17 protein-coding genes are annotated in these 19,812 nt (G+C 69.6%); 7 read left to right on the top strand and 10 right to left on the bottom strand.

The window, feature by feature from the left end; genetic code table 11:
- Positions 1-64: 64 nt before the first annotated feature.
- The 7 genes from dxs to J7520_RS09535 all read right to left on the bottom strand — a co-directional run bounded on the left by dxs (position 65) and on the right by J7520_RS09535 (position 6,230).
- A complete protein-coding gene (gene dxs / locus J7520_RS09565; protein WP_291187292.1) occupies positions 65-1,969 on the bottom strand; it encodes a 1-deoxy-D-xylulose-5-phosphate synthase in 1,905 nt (634 codons plus the stop codon).
- 94 nt (positions 1,970-2,063) lie between these two features.
- The gene (locus tag J7520_RS09560; protein WP_291187290.1) at positions 2,064-2,444 is read right to left on the bottom strand and encodes a hypothetical protein; all 381 of its coding nucleotides are present in this window, start codon (positions 2,442-2,444) and stop codon (positions 2,064-2,066) included.
- A 3-nt stretch (positions 2,445-2,447) separates the two neighbouring features.
- Positions 2,448-3,884 (bottom strand): hypothetical protein, encoded by a 1,437-nt coding sequence (locus tag J7520_RS09555; RefSeq protein WP_291187287.1) that lies wholly within the window; start codon positions 3,882-3,884, stop codon positions 2,448-2,450.
- Between the two features lie 78 nt (positions 3,885-3,962).
- Positions 3,963-4,676 carry an ion channel gene (locus tag J7520_RS09550; protein ID WP_291187284.1) on the bottom strand — a complete coding sequence of 238 codons (714 nt, stop codon included), beginning with the start codon at positions 4,674-4,676 and terminating at the stop codon, positions 3,963-3,965.
- Positions 4,677-4,690: 14 nt separating this feature from the next.
- On the bottom strand, positions 4,691-5,284 hold the full coding sequence (locus J7520_RS09545) for an HNH endonuclease (RefSeq protein WP_291187281.1): 594 nt from the start codon (positions 5,282-5,284) through the stop codon (positions 4,691-4,693).
- A gap of 125 nt (positions 5,285-5,409) precedes the next feature.
- On the bottom strand, positions 5,410-5,883 hold the full coding sequence (locus J7520_RS09540) for a GNAT family N-acetyltransferase (protein ID WP_291187278.1): 474 nt from the start codon (positions 5,881-5,883) through the stop codon (positions 5,410-5,412).
- Between the two features lie 50 nt (positions 5,884-5,933).
- Positions 5,934-6,230, bottom strand: a complete 297-nt coding sequence (locus tag J7520_RS09535) for a hypothetical protein (protein ID WP_291187275.1) — start codon at positions 6,228-6,230, stop codon at positions 5,934-5,936.
- A 177-nt stretch (positions 6,231-6,407) separates the two neighbouring features.
- Here J7520_RS09535 and tcdA point away from each other — a divergent pair, with 177 nt between their 5' ends.
- Complete coding sequence (tcdA, locus tag J7520_RS09530; protein ID WP_291187272.1) at positions 6,408-7,208, top strand: tRNA cyclic N6-threonylcarbamoyladenosine(37) synthase TcdA; 801 nt, start codon at positions 6,408-6,410, stop codon at positions 7,206-7,208.
- Between the two features lie 34 nt (positions 7,209-7,242).
- A complete protein-coding gene (locus J7520_RS09525; RefSeq protein WP_291187269.1) occupies positions 7,243-9,237 on the top strand; it encodes a DUF2961 domain-containing protein in 1,995 nt (664 codons plus the stop codon).
- Here J7520_RS09525 and J7520_RS09520 read toward each other — a convergent pair.
- The 3 genes from J7520_RS09520 to J7520_RS09510 are packed head-to-tail and all read right to left on the bottom strand — an operon-like array spanning position 9,223 to position 12,290.
- Entirely contained in the window at positions 9,223-9,999 is a 777-nt protein-coding gene (locus tag J7520_RS09520; protein ID WP_291187266.1) for a TatD family hydrolase, read from the bottom strand. The two genes, J7520_RS09525 and J7520_RS09520, sit on opposite strands and share 15 nt — an antisense overlap.
- 14 nt (positions 10,000-10,013) lie before the next feature.
- Complete coding sequence (locus J7520_RS09515) at positions 10,014-11,540, bottom strand: trypsin-like peptidase domain-containing protein (protein WP_291187263.1); 1,527 nt, start codon at positions 11,538-11,540, stop codon at positions 10,014-10,016.
- Positions 11,541-11,573: 33 nt separating this feature from the next.
- Entirely contained in the window at positions 11,574-12,290 is a 717-nt protein-coding gene (locus J7520_RS09510) for a 2OG-Fe(II) oxygenase (RefSeq protein ID WP_291187260.1), read from the bottom strand.
- A 370-nt stretch (positions 12,291-12,660) separates the two neighbouring features.
- Here J7520_RS09510 and carA point away from each other — a divergent pair, with 370 nt between their 5' ends.
- Genes carA through recJ form a run of 5 tightly spaced genes read left to right on the top strand, consistent with a single transcriptional unit; the run spans position 12,661 to position 19,717 of the window.
- Positions 12,661-13,800: a glutamine-hydrolyzing carbamoyl-phosphate synthase small subunit gene (carA, locus tag J7520_RS09505; protein ID WP_291187256.1), complete on the top strand. Its 1,140-nt coding sequence runs from the start codon at positions 12,661-12,663 to the stop codon at positions 13,798-13,800.
- Between the two features lie 6 nt (positions 13,801-13,806).
- A complete protein-coding gene (locus J7520_RS09500) occupies positions 13,807-14,187 on the top strand; it encodes a hypothetical protein (protein WP_291187253.1) in 381 nt (126 codons plus the stop codon).
- The gene (carB, locus tag J7520_RS09495) at positions 14,171-17,395 is read left to right on the top strand and encodes a carbamoyl-phosphate synthase large subunit (RefSeq protein ID WP_291187250.1); all 3,225 of its coding nucleotides are present in this window, start codon (positions 14,171-14,173) and stop codon (positions 17,393-17,395) included. Before J7520_RS09500 ends, carB begins: the two co-directional genes overlap by 17 nt.
- Positions 17,392-17,871 carry a transcription elongation factor GreA gene (gene greA, locus J7520_RS09490; protein WP_291187246.1) on the top strand — a complete coding sequence of 160 codons (480 nt, stop codon included), beginning with the start codon at positions 17,392-17,394 and terminating at the stop codon, positions 17,869-17,871. The genes carB and greA overlap by 4 nt, the downstream gene beginning before the upstream one ends.
- A gap of 40 nt (positions 17,872-17,911) precedes the next feature.
- The gene (gene recJ, locus J7520_RS09485) at positions 17,912-19,717 is read left to right on the top strand and encodes a single-stranded-DNA-specific exonuclease RecJ (RefSeq protein WP_291187242.1); all 1,806 of its coding nucleotides are present in this window, start codon (positions 17,912-17,914) and stop codon (positions 19,715-19,717) included.
- The last annotated feature ends 95 nt before the right edge of the window (positions 19,718-19,812 follow it).

The following is a 19,812-nucleotide window of genomic DNA, read 5'->3' as shown; positions in this document are numbered from 1 at the left end:
CCGTCGTTGCGCGATCGACGCGGGCCGAGACCGTGGCGACGGTCGGACGTTCGTGCCGGAATGTTCAGCCCGTGCTGCGCAACGGCGGTGCGACGAGCAGGTCGCCGAAGCGCTTGCGGATCGCGCTCTCGATGCCGGCCGCGTCGAGTCCGTCGAGCGCGAGCAGTTCCTCGCGGCTGGCGTGGTCGAGGAAGCGGTCGGACAAGCCGAGGTGCAGGATCGGCGCATGCACGCCGTGCGCAGCGAGCAGTTCGGCCACGCCGCTGCCGGCGCCGCCGGCGATCGCGTTGTCCTCGATCGTGACGAGGGCGGCGTGCGACTGCGCGAGTTCCAGCACCAGCGCTTCGTCGAGCGGCTTGACGAAACGCATGTTGACCAGCGTCGCGTCGAGCGTCTCGGCGACCTTCGCGCTCGGCGCGACCATCGCGCCGAAGGCGAGCAGGGCGATGCCGCGGCCGCGGCGGCGCAGGTCCGCCTTGCCGACCGGCAGGGTGGCGAGTTCGCTGGCGACCTGCGCGCCGGTGCCGCTGCCGCGCGGATAGCGCACCGCGGCGGGGCCGTGGTGCAGGAAGCCGGTGGTCAGCATCTTGCGGCATTCGTCCTCGTCGGCCGGCGCCATCACCAGCATGTTCGGAATGCAGCGCAGGTAGGAAAGATCGAAGCTGCCGGCGTGCGTGGCGCCGTCCGGGCCGACCACGCCGGCGCGGTCGATCGCGAACAGCACGTCGAGGTCCTGCAGGGCGACGTCGTGGATCAGCTGGTCGTAGGCGCGCTGCAGGAACGTCGAGTAGATCGCCACCACCGGCTTGGCGCCTTCGCAGGCCATGCCGGCGGCGAGCGTGACGGCGTGCTGCTCGGCGATGCTGACGTCGAAGTAGCGCTGCGGGTATTCCTTCGAGAAACGCACCAGCCCGGAGCCTTCGCGCATCGCCGGCGTGATGCCGTACAGGCGCGGGTCGGCGGCCGCCATGTCGCACAGCCAGTCGCTGAAGATCTCGGTATAGGTCGGCTTCGACGCGCCGGCCTTCTTGGCCACGCCCGCGGCCGGATCGAACGGTCCGACCGCGTGGTATTCGATCTGCTCGCGCTCGGCCGGCGCGTAGCCCTTGCCCTTGGTCGTGATCACGTGCAGCAGCTGCGGGCCTTTCAGTTCCTTCAGCGTGCGCAGCGTCGACACCAGCAGCGGCAAGTCGTGGCCGTCGATCGGGCCGGTGTAGTGGAAGCCGAATTCCTCGAACAGCGTCGAAGGCACGAACATGCCCTTGGCGTGCTCCTCCCAGCGCTTGACGAAGCGCCACCAGAAGCCGTCGCGCTTGAGCATCTTCTTGGTGCTCTCGCGGATGCGGTTCAGCGTGCGGCTGGCCATCAGGCGCGCCAGCATCTGGGTCAGCGCGCCGACGTTCTCGCTGATCGACATCTGGTTGTCGTTGAGGATGACCAGCATGTCCGGGTCGAGCGCGCCACCGTGGTTCAGCGCCTCGAACGCCATGCCGGCGGTCATCGCGCCGTCGCCGATCACGGCGACGATCTTGCGCGGGTCGCCGCCGTTCTCCTTGCGCTGCGCGGCGAGCGCCATGCCGAGCGCGGCCGAGATCGAGGTCGAGGAGTGGCCGACGCCGAAGGTGTCGTACTCGCTCTCGCTGCGGTTCGGGAACGGCGCCACGCCGTCCTTCTTCTTCACCGTCGTGATGCGGTCGCGGCGGCCGGTCAGGATCTTGTGCGGGTAGCACTGATGGCCGACGTCCCAGACCAGGCGGTCGGTCGGCGTGTCGTACAGCCAATGCAGCGCGACCGTCAGCTCGATCACGCCGAGGTTGGCGCCGAAATGGCCGCCCGAAGTCGCCACCGACTCGATCAGATAGGCGCGCAGTTCGCGCGCGATGTCGCCGAGTTCGGACTCCGGAAAACGGCGCAGGTCCGCCGGCGAGTCGATGTGGGCGAGACGGGGATAGCGTTGGCTGTCGATCATCCGGCTATTTTCGGCCCGCCGGGCCGCCGGGGCAAGGAAATGACGGTGACGAGATCAGGCGGCCGGGTGGCGCGTCGCCGCGGCCGCCAGGGCGTCAGGCGGCCGGGCGCAGCGTTTCGGCCATGCCGGCCACGTTCTGCGGCGTGATCAGCCAGCGTTCGGCGTCGTCGTACTCGAAGTGGATGTCGACCTTGCCGGACGGGCGGTCGATGCGCACGACGCAGGCGAGCCAGCGCTTGCCGCTTTCCGCCTGCATCGCGGCGGAGACTTCCTTCAGCTTCTTCAGCGCCTCCATGCTGCGCGGGCTGGCCGGTACCGCCTGGCCGTTGTCGAGGTAGACGAACCCATTCATCGAGGTGCGGCCCGGCACTACCTCGCCGACCATCACCAGCGACTGCCACGGCTGCGCGGAATAGCCCTCATCGCCGGCGAGCAGCTGCGCGAGATCCTGAACGAGTACCGATTTTTCGCTCATGGCTCAGTTCGGGTAGTTGGGCATGTCGGCGCGCGGAATGCGGTCGAACACTTGGCCGGCGTCATTCTCGAACAGAACCGAATTGGAGTAAACGGTGTTGCCGGTCGCCGGATCGACGACCTCGTAGCGCACCTGCACGTAGTCCGGGCGCGCCGCGCCGGGCGGATCGAAGGAGAATTCGCCGCGCACCTCGCGGTTGCCCTTGATCCAGTCGGACCACTCGTTGCCGAGCTTCTTGAACGCGCTCAGATTGAAGTTCGCGTTCTGCGGGAACATGTTCTTCGAGCCCTGATCGAGCACGAAGCGGAAATCCACGATGTGGCCGCCCTGGTCGCCGGCGACGCCGCGTGCAGCGACGTCGGCCTGCGCGTCCACCTCGGTCTTGCTGCGCTTGACGCCGCTGTAGGCTTCCTTGAGATCGAAGCTGACGTCGTGCGCGATGCCGTTGGCGTCGACCTTCCAGGTGACCTGGTTCTGGCCGATCGTTTCGGTCACGGTCTGCAATCCTTTCGCCGATTCGCCGGCCTTGGCGGCGTCGCCCGCTTCCTCGCCGGCCTTCGCCGCCTTGCCCGCGTCGCCCGCCGCATCGGCGCCGCGCGTGGCCTTGCCGGCATCGCCGAGCGCGTCCAGCGCGCGTGCGCCATCGGTGACCGCGTCGACCGCGCGCACGCCTTCGCCGACCTTGGCCACCGCGTTCGCGCCCTGCGCGCCCTTGATCGCCGCGTTCGCCTCGCCGACGCCGAGGAACAGGCTGCCGACGTCGACCACGCCGCGGCCGATGAACTTCGACCAGTCGCCGTCGCGCGCCGCGTCCTGATAGCCCTCGGTCACGCCGTTCCACAGCGCCTTGGCCGTGTTCGCGTTGCCCTCGGTGTTGGTGACCCAGGCCACCGGACTGGTCAGGTTGCCGATCGCCTCGGCGGCCTGGCCGACCTTTTCCAGCCGCTGCAGGTTCTCGCCGCCGTGCGCGGCCCATTCCAGCGGATTGACCAGCTTGCTGGCGCCGTCGGCGAGCTGCACCACGCCCTTGCCCATGTCGTAGACGGCCAGGGTCGCGCCTTCGGTCAGGCCGATCGAGTTCGACACGCTCTGCGCGACGGCCTTGCCGACGATGCCGCCGTGTTCCTCGCCGAATTCGACCAGGCCCTCGCGGAAACCGTCGACCGCCTGCTCGGCGCCCTTGACCGCGCCGTCGATCTTGCCGCCGACCCAGTCCTTGGCCTGGTCGAGGTCGTCGAGGCGGTCGCCGACGAAATCCTGTGCGCCCTTCAGCGCGTCCGCGCCGGCGTCGACCGCGTCCTCGGCCGTGTTCTTGACCCATGACGCCGCGCCGCTGATCACACTGCCGATGCCCATGTCGTCGTCCTCGCCTGCACGGGTCGGCGTCGCGCCGACCTTCGGATGCGCCGAAGTGTGGTCGCCGCGCGCGGCGCGAACCATCCGGGCTAACCCTAGATTCGCCACGCAAGTGCGTAATCTTTCTGAAATATTTGCGCGGCCGCCGGGGCCGGCGCGAGACTATTCGCCGCGCTTGAGCACGGTCAGCCCGATCAGCCGCGAGACGACCAGGGCGAGATACATCACGCCGGTGAAGATCTCCAGGCTGGCGAGCGCGCGCGCCGGACCGCTGAGCGGAATCACGTCGCCGATGCCGGTGCTGGAAAGCAGCACGAAGCTCATGAACAGCAGTTCGGTCCAGCTGCGCGGCGCGCCCGGATCGATCGCGCCGCCGAACGCGCCGGGTTGCAGCAACTGGCACAGCACGAACAGGTAGGTGAAGGCCCAGGCGAGCAGGGTGAAGGTCGCGCCGGCGGCGAACAGCTCGTCGCTGGTCGCGCGCCGGTCGGCCAGCATGTAGCGGATCAGGCAGGCGGCCGCGTAGAAGTAGAACGAGGCTTCGAGCGCCGCCGACCACGGTCGCAGCCCCGGCAGGTCGAAAACGGTTTCCAGCAGGTCGATCAGCAGCACCGGCGCGGCGATGCCGGCGCTGATCCAGGCGCGGCCGGAACTCCGCTGCACCATCCAGATCGCCACGCCGAGCACGATCACGCCGAAGCCGCGCAGCAATGCCGTGCCGCCCGGCCGCTGTTCGAGGAACGGATAGATCAAGAGTCCCGCCAGCTGTACCAGCAGCAACAGGGCCGATGGGTGGCGGTTCAGCCGGATCAGCCAGCGCAGGCGGGTGAAGTTCGGCGAACTCGGTGCGGTGTCGCCGCCGGCGGGAGACGTCATCGAGCGACCGCGACCTAGCTCGCGCGCCGGCTCTTGGGCAGATGGCTGACGAGGAATTCCATCTGGTCGGCGAGGATGTTGCGGTTCGACAGGATCAGATGCTCGACCCAGCTCGGCCGGTACGGCACGGCGAGCAGCGGCATGCCGGCCTGCTGCGGCGTGCGATTGCCTTTCTTGACGTTGCACGACCAGCACGCGGTGACCACGTTGGTCCAGATGTCGCGGCCGCCCTTGGACACCGGCACCACGTGATCGCGCGTCAGCTCGCCGCGATGGAAATGGTCGCCGCAGTAGAGGCACAGCATGCGATCGCGCGCGAACAGCGCGACGTTGGTCAGCGCCGGCGCCGGGTCGATCGCGACGGGGCGCGCGTGGCCGGTGCTGGCGACGATCGGGTGCAGGTCGATGCGGCTCTGTTCGCCGGACAGGCGGTTGATGCCGCCGTGGATCGTCAGGCAGGCCTCGCCGAGCGTCCAGGCGACCGCGCCGCGCACGTACAGGCAGACCGCGTCCTGCCAGCTCATCCAGTCGAGGATGCGACCGGTCGAATCCAGCGACAGCACGCGTGTGCTGTGGATGTCGCCCAGGCTGCGCACTTCAGCGAGCATCGTGCCTCCGTTGCGGGCGGCGGAAGGTCCGCCGCGCCGTCGATCACGTACCTGGCCGCGGAGCATAGAACAAATAGTTGACGCTTGGATAACTGCCCGTCGCCGGGCGATGCCGGACGCTCGCGTCAGATCTTCTTGGCCATGCGCAGCAGATCGACGCCGTAGCCGTGACGCTCGTACAGCGCGCGGGCGCGTTCGTTGCCCGGGAATACCGCCAGCGTGAGGTGCCGGCAGCGGTGGCGCCTGGCCCAGTCTTCGGCGAAATGCAGCAGCGCGCCGGCGATGCCGCGGCCTTCGCGCTGCGGCGCGACGGCGAGGTCGGCGATGTGGCAGTTCTGCGCCGCGGTGAAGAAGTCGGTCACGGTCTGCAGGTGCAGGAAGCCGGCGCGTTCGCCGTCGTCGTCCTCGGCGACGAAGACGTGCGAGCCGGGCGGCTGCTCGCGCAGGTGACGCGCGAGGTCGTCGCGGATGCCGGCGGCGCACTCACCGCGTCGGCGCCACGGCGGCAGTTCGAACTCGACGAAGCGGTCGACCAGGCCGAGGATGAAGTCGTCGTCGTCGGCTTGCGCGAGCCGGATGCGCGGAACGGAAGAATCCATGATGCGTGCGATGGAACGGAGGCACGTCCGTGTGCCGATTTTCGTGCGCGTTACCTCGCCGCGCTCCTGTTCTTGATCAGGCCGATGATCGCCGTGACGACCGCACCGGCCGCGCCGCCGCCGACCAGGTTGCCGGCGATCGCGCCGATGTCGAGACCGCCGCCGGCGGCGCCTTGCAGCATCGGCAGCACCGTCTGCAGCAGCTGACCGAGCACGCCGCCGCCGATCGCGCCGGCGATGGTGTTGCCGGCGCCGCCGAGGCTGACGTTCTTCGCGGCCGCTCCCGCCGCATTGCCGCCGATCGCACCGGCGATGATCTGGATGATCAACGGAAGATACTGTTCCATGCTGGCCCCTTTGTGGATGGTCGATTGGACACGGAGCTTCGGCCCGCCCCTCTACGATGCTTCCCACGACGTTGCGGCCAAGGCCGATCCCCAGCGGCATCCTAGCACCGCCGTTTTCGGCGGGAATGTTGCGTCGCCGAAGACGGCCGCGCCGCGATCGGCGATACTGCGCGGTCCATGGACCAGCCCCTCGTCGAGCAACGCTTTCTCGGCATCGACCGCTTGTACGGCGCCGGCAGCGTCGCGCGCCTCGCGCGTGCGCACGTGTGCGTGATCGGCATCGGCGGCGTCGGTTCGTGGGTGGTCGAGGCGCTGGCGCGCAGCGGCGTCGGCCGCCTGACGATCATCGACGCCGACGAGGTCTGCGTCAGCAACACCAATCGCCAGCTGCACGCGCTCGACGGCGAATACGGCCGCGCGAAGGTCGCGGTGATGGCCGAGCGCGCGCGCGCGATCAACCCGACCATCGCCGTCGACGCGATCGAGGCGTTCGTCACGCCGGCGAACCTGGCGGACATGCTCGATCGCGACTACCACCTGGTGGTCGACTGCTGCGACGCGTTCCGCGTGAAAGTGGAGCTGATCGCCTGGTGCCGCCGCCGCAAGCGGCCGTTGATCACGATCGGCTCCGCCGGCGGGCGCACCGATCCGACGCTGATCGCGGTGCGCGACCTGTCCAAGACCGAACACGACGCCTTGCTCGCCCTGGTGCGCAAGAAGCTGCGCGAGGAGTTCAACTTCCCGCGCGGCCCGAAGCGCTACTTCGGCGTGCAGGCGGTCTATTCGCGCGAGAACGTGCGCTACCCGCAAGCCGACGGCAGCGTCTGCGGAGTGCGCCCGGCCGGCGGCGACTCGCTCAAGCTCGACTGCGGCGGCGGGCTCGGTGCGGCCACCCACGTGACCGCCGCGTTCGCGTTCGCGGCGGTGTCGCGCGCGCTGACGCGCCTGCTGGCCGAAGACGCCAAAGCGACCGCGTAACGTGCGCGCTGCCGGCCAGCGCGGTTGGCCGTGCATGCGCAAGATCGGCGTCGCCGCGCTGCTGGCCTTCGCCGCGGCAGCACGGGCCGGCGACTTGCCGTGGGAAACCTGGAACGACCTCGGTGACGTCGCGCGCGTCGGCGGCGACTACGGCAGCTATCTCGCCAGCAGCTACTGCCTCGACGGCTGCCGCTACGACCGCACCTCGGTCGATCCCGGCCGCGGCGGCCCGCGCTTCGTGCGCATCGAGTCGACCGCCGAAGGCGAGCAGGGCGTGATCTTCGACCAGCCGGGCGCCGGCGCGGTGACGCGCGTGTGGATGACCACCGGCGACGGCGTCAGCCAGCCGCTGCCGTCGGACGTGCGCCTGCGCATCTACTTCGACGGAGAAGCCGCGCCGACCGTCGACGTGCCGCTCGATCGCTTCTTCGACGATCCGCTCGCCCGGCGCGGCGCGGCGCCGCTGATGACCGATCGCCTGCAGAGCAGCGGTGGCAACGTTTCCTACCTGCCGCTGCCGTATCGGCGCGGCATCAAGATCGCGCTGCTGAACGGTACGGGGCTGCGCTTGTGGTACCAGATCAACTACACGCAGGTGGCGGACGCCACGCCGGTGCGGAGTTTCGCCGGCGCGGCGGATTTCCTCACTCTGGCGCAGCGTCTGGAGCAGCCTGCGAGCGCGGACCGGGCATTCGCGGCGCGGCTGCCGTTCGGCCGCGATCGTCGTCCGCTCGATCCGTTCGCGGAGTGGAATGCGGCCGAATTGGGCGCCGGTGCGCCGCTCGTGCTGTTGCATCGCGACGGGTTCGGGACGATCACCTCGACGCGGATCGGGATCGCGCGCGAGCGCTGGGACGACGTCGTGCTGTCGATCATGGTCGACGGCGAGACGGCGATCGAATTGCCGATCGCCGAGTTCTTCGCCGCGGACGCGGCCGATCCGATGCGGCCGCTCGGCGTGTTCGCCGGCGTCGACGCCGGCGGTGCGTTCTACGCCGCACTGCCGATGCCGTATCGGCGCGGCATCGAGGTCGCGCTGCGTCTGCGCGAAGGCGCGGATGCGCGAACGGCGAACGTCCGCTCGGTTTTCGAGGTGGACACGCGCGCGCCGCCTGCGGATGCCGGCACGCTGCGCACCTACGTTCATGCAGCCTGCCCGACGACGCCGGCGCTCGGCGACGAAGTCCTGCTCGAACATCGCGGCAGCGGCCGCATGGTCGGCCTGGTCGCCTGGATGAGCGGCGACGGCGTGCGCGAGGGCGGCTACTACCTCGAAGGCGACGAGCGCGTCTACGTCGACGGCAGCGTGCAGCCGTTGTGGTACGGCACCGGCGTCGAGGATCTGTTCAACGGCGGCTTCTATTTCGACCAGAGCGCCTATTCAGGACCTCTCGCCGGCGCCCCGTTTCGCCATGCGGGGCGCACGGACGACGCGGCCTCGATGTATCGCTGGTTCCTGACCGACGCGCCGCATTGGCGGCAGTCCATCACCTACAAGCTCGAGAACGGCGCCGACGGCACCGAGCCGATGTGCCTGCGTAGCGTGGCGTTCTACTACGCGCGTCCCGAGCCGGCGCAGGAAATCCTCGCCACGCTGCAAGTCGGCGACGCCGCCTCCGAAGCCGCGGCCGACTACCGGCGTGCGGGCGACGCGGATTGCGCGATGCTGTCCGCGCGATTCGGCGACGAGCCGCCGACCGGGCGCACGGCCGCGGTCTGCACCGGCACGACGGCGAGCCGCTTCACGCTGACCGCGCCGCGGGCGGGCGGCTCGTTCCGCCTGCGCCGCACCTTCGACGCCGGCGTCGAGGGGCAGGCGGCGGAGATCTGGGTCGACGGCGTGTGCGTCGGCGCGTGGCCGGATACGCAGGCCAACCCGTCGCGGCGCTGGTCGCAGATGGACGTGGACTTCGCCTTGCCGTCGGCGGCGCAGACCCTGTCGTTCGAGATCCGCCCGCGCGCCGGCCGGCGCGTGACCGAAAGCCGCTACGAACTGTTCGGCGCGGTGGCGCGATCAGGCGGCGATTGAGGCGAGGCCGAACAGACGTTCCGCGTTTGCCGCCGTCGCGCGCGCGATGTCCTCGGCCGATTCCTCGCGCAGCGCGGCGATGACGTCGAGCACTTCGCGCAGCCGCGCCGGCTCGTTGCGCTCGCCGCGGTGGTCGGCGAGCGGCTGGTCGGGCGAGTCGGTTTCCAGCAGCAGGCATTCCAGCGGCATCGACGCGACCAGGCGGCGCAGGCGCTGCGCGCGTTCGTGCGTGACCGGTCCGCCGATGCCGAGCAGGAAGCCGAGCTTCCACAGCTGCCGCGCCTGCTCCTCGCTGCCGGACCAGCTGTGCACGACGCCGCGCAGCCCGCCGACGCGGCGGATCGTGGCGATCACCTCGTCGACGGCGCGGCGCGCGTGGACGATCAGCGGCAGGCCGAATTCGCGCGCGAGTTCGAGCTGGCGCACGAAGTAGAAGCGCTGCGTTTGCGCGTCGAGGCCCTCGACGAAGAAATCCAGCCCGCATTCGCCGATCGCGAGCGGGCGGTCGCGATCGATCCATTCGCGCAGCGCGTCCAGGTGCTCGGGCCGGTGCTCGGCGAGATACATCGGATGCAGGCCGTAGGCCGGGTGCAGGTTCGCGTGCGCGGCGCAGACGTCGCGCAGCTTGGCGAAGGTCGACAGCGCGATCGCCGGCACGACCTGCGCCTGCACGCCGGCGGCCTCGGCGCGCGCGACGACGTCGGCGCGGTCGGCGTCGAACTCGGGCGCGTCGAGATGGCAGTGCGTGTCGATCAGGCGCATCGCGAGCGACGCCGTCAGCGCGACGCGCGAGACTGAAGCCGTGGCGGAAGCGGCCGCTGCGAATGACTCCGCGGAGCCAGCGGCGTCGTCGAACGGCTGTCGAGGCCGTCGATCGCCTTCGCGTTCGAGTTCGCCGGGTCGAGCCAGTCGCGCAGTCGCGTGGCTGCGCCGTTGCCGTTCCACGCGCGGGCGAGCCGGCCGTAGCAATCGGTGGAGAAATTCGGCTGCGAACCCAAGCAGGAGGCATCGCCGCCGGTCAGGGTGCCGATGACGCGCTTCTGCGCGCTGCCGCCGGCCGGCACGAACAGGGCGGAGCCGGACGAGCCGCCCTCGGTCGTGCCCTGCGAATACGGTCCGGTCTGCCAGTGCGTGTCGTTGGCTGCCGGCGCGACCACGGTGCAGTTGCCGACCACCGAGGGCGCCGGCCCGGCGGTGATCTTCTTCGCGTCGCCGCTCGGATGGTGAATGCCGATCGTGCCGCCGGGCGCGGCGCCGTTCGCATCCCAGCCGGCGTAGTAGACGTTCCAGTCCGCTTGCGGCGTGCGATCGAGTTCGACCAGGGTCACATCGACGTCGGCGCGCGTCGCGCGCAGCGTTGCGCCGCGCTGCTCGTCGTTGAACCAGCCGCCGGCGGGCGCGACCAGGGCGCCGCAGCGCGTCGACTGGTAGTTCCAGTACAGCACCATCGAGGCCGCCTCGGCCATGCTGTCGATGCAGTGCGCCGCGGTCAGGAAATAGTTGCGGCGGTCGTGCGCCGTGTTGTTGAGCAGGGTGCCGCTGCAGATGTAGTAGCCGCGTTCGTCGTCGTCGAAGAACTCGAAGTGCGCCACCGCGCGGCTTTCGTCCACGTACGGCGCGCCGAGCGGACAGACCACGTCGACGTTGCACGCGCCCGACCGCCCCGGGCTGCCGAGCTTGACCAGATCGATCGGCTCGCGCGCGAACAGGTCGCGGAAGCCGGCGCCGACCTGGCCGAGTTCGAGCGCGTCGTCGGCCAGCGGCCAGGCCGCGGCCGGTACGTGCAGCTCGATCGTCGCGGTGTCGCCGGGAACGACCGGTGCGCGGAAGGTGCGGGCCGTCTCGCCGGTGCCGTCGTCGGCGACGTACGGACCCTGGTAGTAGCCGTCGGCGCCGATCAGGTACAGCGTCGCGCCGGGCGGCAGTGCATAGCGGCGGAAGGCCAGGCGCAAGTCCGTCGCGCCGGCGGCGCGCACCTGCGCGCGCCAGAGCTGCGAGCCGTCGGCGAGCGTGTCCCACACGCCGTCGCGCTGCGGCGTCAGCGACACCTCGCGCGGATCGGCGACGCGTTCGCGCTTGGTGCTCGTGCCGAGCGTCAGGCTCGCGGCCGCGTCGATTTCCAGCCGCCGCGAGGCGGCGTCGATCGCGGGCAGGTCGATCACCGGCAGCACGCGCGCCAGCTTGGCGTGCTGCTGCAGCGTGTAGGGCGGTTCGCCGCGCCGCGCCACCGCTTGCGAGGAAACGGCGAGCAGGACCAGGACGAGGAGGGCTTGCGCGAAGAAAGGACGACGGCAGTCGGACATGGTCGTTGAGCGGTTCCTGGATTGCTGCGTCGCTCAGTCGCGATGCGCCGCGTTACGGTCGCGTCCGGCGCCGAGCTTGCGGTCGACGCCGCCGAACAGTTTCTTGAACAGGCGCGAGAGCTTGCCGCGCTGGGTCTTGCGCAGTTTTTCGTCTTCGCTGGTGAGCCAGGCGACCTGCACCACGCGGCGCTCACCTTCGTGCGGCAGGTGGCCGTGGAAGGAGTTGTCGGCGCGGCGGAATGCGACGAGATTGCCGTACAGCGGGCGGATTTCCGGCACGACCAGGTCGTCGATGTCGTCGATGCGGTTCAGGAAGCGGAAGCAGCCCTCGCTGATCGGCGGCCAGCTCTCGTTGAGGTAGACGAGCGCCGTGACGATCTTCGAGCGGCTGTCGGTGTGGATGGTGCCGTGGCGCTTGTTCAGCGAGCGGCAGATCGTGACCAGGCTCGGATACTCGCCGAGGTCGGGAATGCCGAGGCGCGCGCCGATCGCGTCGGCGAACTCGCGCGAGGTCAGCTCGTCGATCAGCCGGTTCAGCGACGGCCCGCAGTCCTTCGCCTCGTGCGGGAAGAAGCCGGCGCTCGGATAGCGCGGGAAATCGGCCGCGAGCTCGGCACGTGCGTCGTCGGGAAGCTGATCGCGCGCGATCAAGAACGCGAACGGCTGCGCATGCACGACGGTGTCGCCGCGCGCGAGGCGCGCCGGATCGAGCAGGCGGGGCGGGTCGATCGGTTGCGGGACGGCGTTCATGATCGAATCTGGGCAGGTGGAAATCAGTCGCCTCTCCCGCTTGCGGGAGAGGTCGCGCCGCAGGCGCGGGTGAGGGGAGCCGGAGCGCTGCGCTCCGCTTTCCCTCACCCCGGCCCTCTCCCGCAAGCGGGAGAGGGAGAAGAGCGGCGGGCAGGCCAATTGTAGACTTCGCCGCAGCAGGATACGGCACCTGGCGCGGGATCGCGCCGCGCGATGCGATTGGATGATCCGCGCCCGACATCCTGCTAGAATTCCCGCTCGCCTTGATCCCCTTTTCCTTCCCAACGGACTGGTTGACGCCAGCCCGCGGGTTTCGCTGCATCCGGTGTCGGCGCCCGGGCGTGCGGCGGTTCACAGCAGGCGAATCTCAATGACGACACCGGCTCTACTCGCACTCGCCGACGGAACGATCTTCCGCGGCCTTTCCATCGGTGCGGAGGGGCGAACCGTCGGCGAAGTCGTGTTCAACACGGCGATGACCGGCTATCAGGAAATCCTGACCGACCCCTCCTACGCGCGACAGATCGTCACGCTCACCTATCCGCACATCGGCAACACCGGCTGCAACGCCGAGGACGCCGAATCGACCGCCGTGCACGCCGCCGGCCTGGTCATCCGCGATCTGCCGATCCTGGCCAGCAACTGGCGCTCGCAGGAGACGCTGGACGCCTATCTGAAGCGGCACGGCATTGTCGCCATCGCCGAGATCGACACCCGCCGGCTGACGCGCATCCTGCGCGACACGGGCGCGCAGGACGGCTGCATCCTCGCCGGCGCCGACGTGTCGGAAGAAGACGCCCTCGCGGCCGCGCGCGGATTTCCGGGCCTGAAGGGTATGGATCTCGCCAAGGTCGTGTCGGTGAAGGAGCGCTATTCCTGGCGCGAGGGCAGCTACGACCTCGACCGCACCGCATTCGCGCAGGTGCCGGCGCGCCACCGCGTCGTCGCCTACGACTACGGCGTCAAGCAGAACATCCTGCGCATGCTGGCCGATCGCGGCTGCGAGATCACCGTGGTACCGGCGCAGACGCCGGCGAGCGAGGTGTTCGCGCTGAATCCGGACGGCGTGTTCCTGTCCAACGGCCCCGGCGATCCGGAACCGTGCGACTACGCGATCGCCGCGATCCGCGAATTCGTGCGCGCCAGGCTGCCGCTGTTCGGCATCTGCCTCGGCCACCAGCTGCTCGGCCTCGCCACCGGCGCGAAGACGATCAAGATGAAGTTCGGCCATCACGGCGCGAACCATCCGGTCATCGACCTCGATAATGGCCGCGTGATGATCTCCAGCCAGAACCACGGCTTCGCCGTCGACGAGGCGACTCTGCCGTCGAACGTGCGCGCGACGCACCGCTCGCTGTTCGACGGCTCGCTGCAGGGCATCGCGCTCACCGATGCGCCCGCATTCAGCTTCCAGGGGCACCCGGAAGCCAGTCCCGGCCCGCACGACGTGGCCGGTTTGTTCGATCGTTTCATCCAGCTGATGGAGGCGCGCGCGGTTGCCGCGGCGTAAGACGACATGACCTCGAACACGAACCTCAAGCTCGCCATCGCCCTGATCGCCCTGCTCGGCGCGAACGCCGCGTTCGCGCTCAAGCCGCAGCCGCCGGCGGAGGCGAAGGACGCCAAGCCGGTGCCGGCCGCGTCCAGCGCACGCCCGATCCACTACGAGGAACTCGAGCAGCAGATCGGCGCCGAGATCGCGGTGGAGACGACGCTGAACACCGTGCGTCGCGGCACCCTGATCAAGTACACCAATCCCACGCTGACCCTGAAGCTCGGTCCGCAGATGGGCTCGATCGACTTCAGCGTGCCGCGCGACACGGTGCGTTCCATCACGCTGATCACGCCGGCGCCGCAGCCGGCCGCGCAGGAAAACGGCAGTGCCCAGAAGAACTGATCTCAAGACCATCCTGATCATCGGCGCCGGCCCGATCGTCATCGGCCAGGCGTGCGAGTTCGACTATTCCGGCGCGCAGGCCTGCAAGGCGCTCAAGCAGGAAGGCTATCGCGTCGTCCTGGTCAACTCGAACCCGGCCACGATCATGACCGATCCGGAAACGGCGGACGCGGTCTACATCGAGCCGATCAACTGGCGCACGGTCGAGAAGATCATCGCCAAGGAGAAGCCCGACGCGCTGCTGCCGACGATGGGCGGCCAGACCGCGCTGAACTGCGCGCTGGACCTGGCCGACCACGGCGTGCTGGAAAAGTACGGCGTCGAGCTGATCGGCGCGTCGCGCGAAGCGATCCGCATGGCCGAGGATCGCGAGCTGTTCCGCATCGCGATGAAGGAGATCGGCCTGGAATGCCCGCGCGCCGAGGTCGCCAAGACCTTCGAGCAAGCGGTCGAGGCACAGGCCAAGGTCGGCTATCCGACCATCATCCGCCCGAGCTTCACGCTTGGCGGCAGCGGCGGCGGCATCGCCTACAACCGCGAGGAATTCGAGGAGATCGTCAAGCGCGGCCTCGACCTCTCGCCGGTGCACGAGGTGCTGGTCGAGGAGTCCGTGCTCGGCTGGAAGGAATTCGAGATGGAAGTGGTCCGCGACACCGCGGACAACTGCATCATCGTCTGCTCGATCGAGAACCTCGATCCGATGGGCGTGCACACCGGCGACTCGATCACCGTGGCGCCGGCGCAGACGCTGACCGACAAGGAATACCAGCGCCTGCGCGACGCCTCGATCGCGGTGCTGCGCAAGATCGGCGTCGACACCGGCGGCTCCAACGTGCAGTTCGGCGTCAACGCCGAGGACGGCCGCGTGGTCGTCATCGAGATGAATCCGCGCGTGTCGCGCTCCTCGGCGCTGGCCTCCAAGGCCACCGGCTTCCCGATCGCCAAGGTCGCCGCCAAGCTCGCGATCGGCTACACGCTCGACGAGCTGCGCAACGAGATCACCGGCGGCAAGACGCCGGCCTCGTTCGAGCCGGCGATCGACTACGTCGTGACGAAGATTCCGCGCTTCGCGTTCGAGAAGTTCCCGGCTGCCGACGCGCGCCTGACCACGCAGATGAAGTCGGTCGGCGAGGTGATGGCGATCGGCCGCACGTTCCAGGAGTCGCTGCAGAAGGCGTTGCGCGGACTGGAGACCGGCAAGAACGGACTCAGCCCGAGCAAGCTCGACACGGCTACGCCCGAGGGCCTCGCCACGCTGAAGCGCGAGCTGAAGGAGCCGGGTCCGGATCGCGTGTTCTACGTCGCCGACGCGTTCCGCGCCGGCCTGTCGCAGGCCGACGTCTACGCGCTGACGCGCATCGATCCGTGGTTCCTCGCGCAGATCGAGGATCTGGTCCGCGGCGAGGGCGAGATCAGGGCCGGCGGCCTGGCGGCGATCGACGCCGCGCGCATGCTGCGCCTGAAGCGCAAGGGCTTCTCCGACGCGCGCCTGGCCGAACTGCTCGGCACCGACGAAGCCGCCGTGCGCGCGCTGCGCCGCGCGTTCCATGTGCGGCCGGTGTACAAGCGCGTGGATTCCTGCGCGGCCGAGTTCGCCACCACGACGGCGTACCTGTATTCGACCTACGAGGAAGAATGCGAGGCCGAACCGACCGCGCGCGAGAAGATCGTCGTGCTCGGCGGCGGCCCGAACCGCATCGGCCAGGGCATCGAGTTCGACTACTGCTGCGTGCACGCGGCGCTCGCGCTGCGCGAGGACGGGTTCGAGACCATCATGGTCAACTGCAACCCGGAGACGGTCTCGACCGACTATGACACCTCCGACCGTCTGTACTTCGAGCCGCTGACGCTCGAGGACGTGCTCGAGATCGTCGACAAGGAAAAACCGAAGGGCGTGATCGTGCAGTACGGCGGACAGACGCCGCTGAAGCTGGCGCGCGCGCTCGAAGCGGCCGGCGTGCCGATCATCGGCACCAGCCCGGACAGCATCGACCTCGCCGAGGACCGCGAGCGTTTCCAGAAGCTGATCGAGAAGCTCCAGCTGACCCAGCCGCCGAACCGCACCGCGCGCAACGCCGACGAGGCGCTCGCGCTGGCGCGCGAGATCGGCTATCCGCTGGTGGTGCGTCCGAGCTACGTGCTCGGCGGCCGCGCGATGGAGATCGTGCACGACGACGCCGACCTCGCGCGCTACATCCGCGACGCGGTGCGCGTGTCGGAGTCCTCGCCGGTGCTGCTCGACCGCTTCCTCGACCACGCCGGCGAAGTCGACGTCGACGTCGTCGCGGACGCCGACGGCAACGTGCTGATCGGCGGCGTGATGGAGCACATCGAGGAGGCCGGCGTGCACTCCGGCGATTCCTCCTGCTCGCTGCCGCCGTATTCGCTGTCGGCTGCGACGCAGGACGAGCTGCGCCGCCAGGTGACGCTGCTCGCGCGCGCACTGAACGTGGTCGGCCTGATGAACACGCAGTTCGCGATCCAGGGCGAGCAGGTGTTCATCCTCGAGGTGAACCCGCGCGCCTCGCGCACGGTGCCGTTCGTCGCCAAGGCCACCGGCGTCGCGCTGGCGAAGATCGCCGCGCGCTGCATGGTCGGCCAGTCGCTGGCCGCGCAGGGCGCCACGCGCGAGGTCGTGCCGAGCTACTACTCGGTCAAGGAAGCGATCTTCCCGTTCCTCAAGTTCCAGAACGTCGATCCGATCCTCGGCCCCGAGATGCGCTCGACCGGCGAGGTGATGGGCGTCGGCCGCAGCTTCGGCGCCGCCTTCGCGCGTGCGCATGAGGCCGCCGGCATCGGCGCGCCGTCGTCGGGCAAGGCGTTCATATCGGTGCGCGATTCGGACAAGGCGCTGCTGCTCGACGTCGCGCGCGACCTGATCCGCCGCGGCTTCGGTCTGGTCGCCACCGGCGGCACGCACACCTACCTCAGCGAGCACGGCGTCGCCTGCGAGCGCATCAACAAGGTGCTCGAAGGCCGGCCGCACATCGTCGATCTGATCAAGAACGGCGAGATCGCGTTCATCGTCAACACCACCGAGGGCAAGCAGGCGATCGCCGACTCGTTCTCGATCCGGCGTGAAGCGCTGCAGCAGCGCGTCACCTACTCGACCACCGTCAGCGGTGCCAAGGCGCTGCTGCATTCATTGGACTTCCGCAGCAGCGCTGAGGTAAACAGCCTGCAGGAACTGCACGGAGAGCTGGCATGAACCGACCGCCGATGACGAAGAAGGGTGCCGAGCGGCTGCGCACGGAACTGGATCGTCTGAAGACGCAGGAGCGTCCGCGCATCATCGCGGCGATCGCCGAGGCGCGCGCGCACGGCGACCTCAAGGAGAACGCCGAGTACCATGCCGCGCGCGAGATGCAGGGCTTCATCGAAGGCCGCATCAACGAACTCGAGGCGGCCTTGTCGAACGCGGAAGTCATCGACGTGTCGCGCCTGAACGCCGGCAAGCGCATCGTGTTCGGCGCGATCGTCGACCTCGCCGACGAGGATTCCGGCGACGAGGTGAGCTACCAGATCGTCGGCGACCTCGAAGCCGACATCAAGCAGAGCCTGATCTCGGTGTCCTCGCCGTTCGCGCGCGCGCTGATCGGCAAGAGCGAAGGCGACAGCTTCGAATTCCAGGCGCCGAACGGCACGCGCAACTACGAGATCACCGGCGTCCGGTACGAGGGCTGACGGCCGGGCGATCGCCGATGATCGCGAACGGACACGGCGCGTGAAGCAGGTCGAGATCCGCCGGCGTCCCGTGCCGGCGACGGCCGCGTGGCCGGAAGCATTCCATCCGCTGCTCGCACGCGTGTACGCCGCGCGGGGACTGGTGCCGGAAGACCTCGCGCGTCAGCGACTGGCCGATCTCGTCGCGCCGGGCTCGCTCGGCGGCCTCGCGCGCGCCTGCAAACTGCTGGCGCAGGCGATCGAGGCGAACGCGCGCATCTGCGTCGTCGGCGACTTCGACTGCGACGGCGCCACCGGCACGGCGGTCGCCGTGCGCGGCCTGCGCCTGCTCGGCGCGCGCAACGTCGGCTACCGCGTGCCCAATCGCGCGCGCGAGGGCTACGGACTTTCCGCGGCGCTGGTCGACTCGCTGACGGCCGCCGATTCGGCGGATGTCGTCCGCCCCGATCTGATCCTGACCGTCGACAACGGCATCGCCAGCCACGCCGGCGTCGCCGCCGCGCGCGAGCGCGGCATGCGCGTGGTGGTGACCGATCATCATCTGCCCGGCGCGAGCCTGCCGGCGGCCGACGCGATCGTGAACCCGAACGTCGAGGGCGACGCGTTTCCGAGCAAGGCGCTGGCCGGCGTCGGCGTCGTGTTCTACCTGCTGCTGGCCCTGCGCGGGTACTTGCGGGAGCGCGGCTGGTTCGCTCCTGGTGAAAAGTGCGGCCAGGGACGGCCGCTTCTCGATTCCCGCGATCAGGAGGATCGCAGAAATACCGAACCCGACCTGGCCTCGCTGCTCGATCTGGTCGCGCTCGGCACGGTCGCCGACCTGGTGCCGCTCGACGCCAACAACCGCATCCTCGTCGCGGCCGGCCTGCGCCGCATCCGCGCCGGGCAGTGCGCCGCCGGCATCACCGCGTTGTACCGCGCGGCCAAGCGCGATCCGGCACGCGCGATCGCCGCCGATCTCGGCTACGCGCTCGGTCCGCGCATCAACGCCGCCGGCCGGCTCGAGGACATGCGCCTGGGCATCGAATGCCTGCTCTGCGACGACGCGGCGCGCGCCGACGGGCTGGCTGCGCAGCTGTCGGCGATCAACGCGCAGCGGCAGGAGCTGCAATCGGCGATGGTGGAGCAGGGCGAGGCGATGGTGGCGGAGTTTCTCGCGCGCCATCGCGAGGACGAGCTTCCGTTCGGCATCGTGCTGCACGAGCCGAACTGGCATCCCGGCGTGGTCGGCCTGGTCGCCTCGAAGCTGAAGGAGCGCCTGCATCGCCCGGTCGTCGCCTGCGCGCCGGCCGAGGACGGTGCGCTCGAACTGCGCGGATCCGCGCGCTCGATCGCCGGCTTCCACCTGCGCGACGCGCTGGCCGAGATCGACGCGCGCTGCCCCGGACTGATCGTGCGCTTCGGCGGCCATGCGATGGCCGCCGGGCTGACCCTCGCCGCGGAAGGCCTCGCCCGCTTCGCCGTCGAGTTCGACGCGGTCGCGCGCCAGCGCATCGACGCGCAGGCGCTGGAACGCTTCGCCTGGAGCGACGGCGAGCTCGCTGCCGCCGAGTTCACGCCCGCCGCCGCGCAGGCGCTGCGCTACGCCGGACCGTGGGGGCAGGGCTTCGCCGAGCCGCTGTTCGACAACGTGTTCGCGGTCGAGTCCTGGCGCGCGGTCGGCGAGCGTCATCTGAAACTGAAGCTGCGGCTCGACGAGCGCGCCGACACCTACGACGCGATCCTGTTCGACGCGCTCGACTGCATGCCGCCGCCGGCGCGCGTACGCGCGCTGTTCCAGCTCGACCTCAACGACTGGAACGGCCGCGAGAGTTTGCAGCTCCTGCTCAAGCAGATCGAGCCGGCCTAGGCCGCGCGCGGCGCGCGTACGCCGCCATTTCCAACAATTGTGTAAGAGTGCAGAATTTGCACGCCGCCGCGCGGTTCGGCGCGGCGTGCATGGGG

The sequence above is a fragment of the Dokdonella sp. genome (genome assembly GCF_017744955.1).
Lineage (GTDB): Bacteria > Pseudomonadota > Gammaproteobacteria > Xanthomonadales > Rhodanobacteraceae > Dokdonella_A.
Note: the sequence above shows the minus strand (reverse complement) of the source record. Positions and strands in the feature narration are given on the sequence as shown.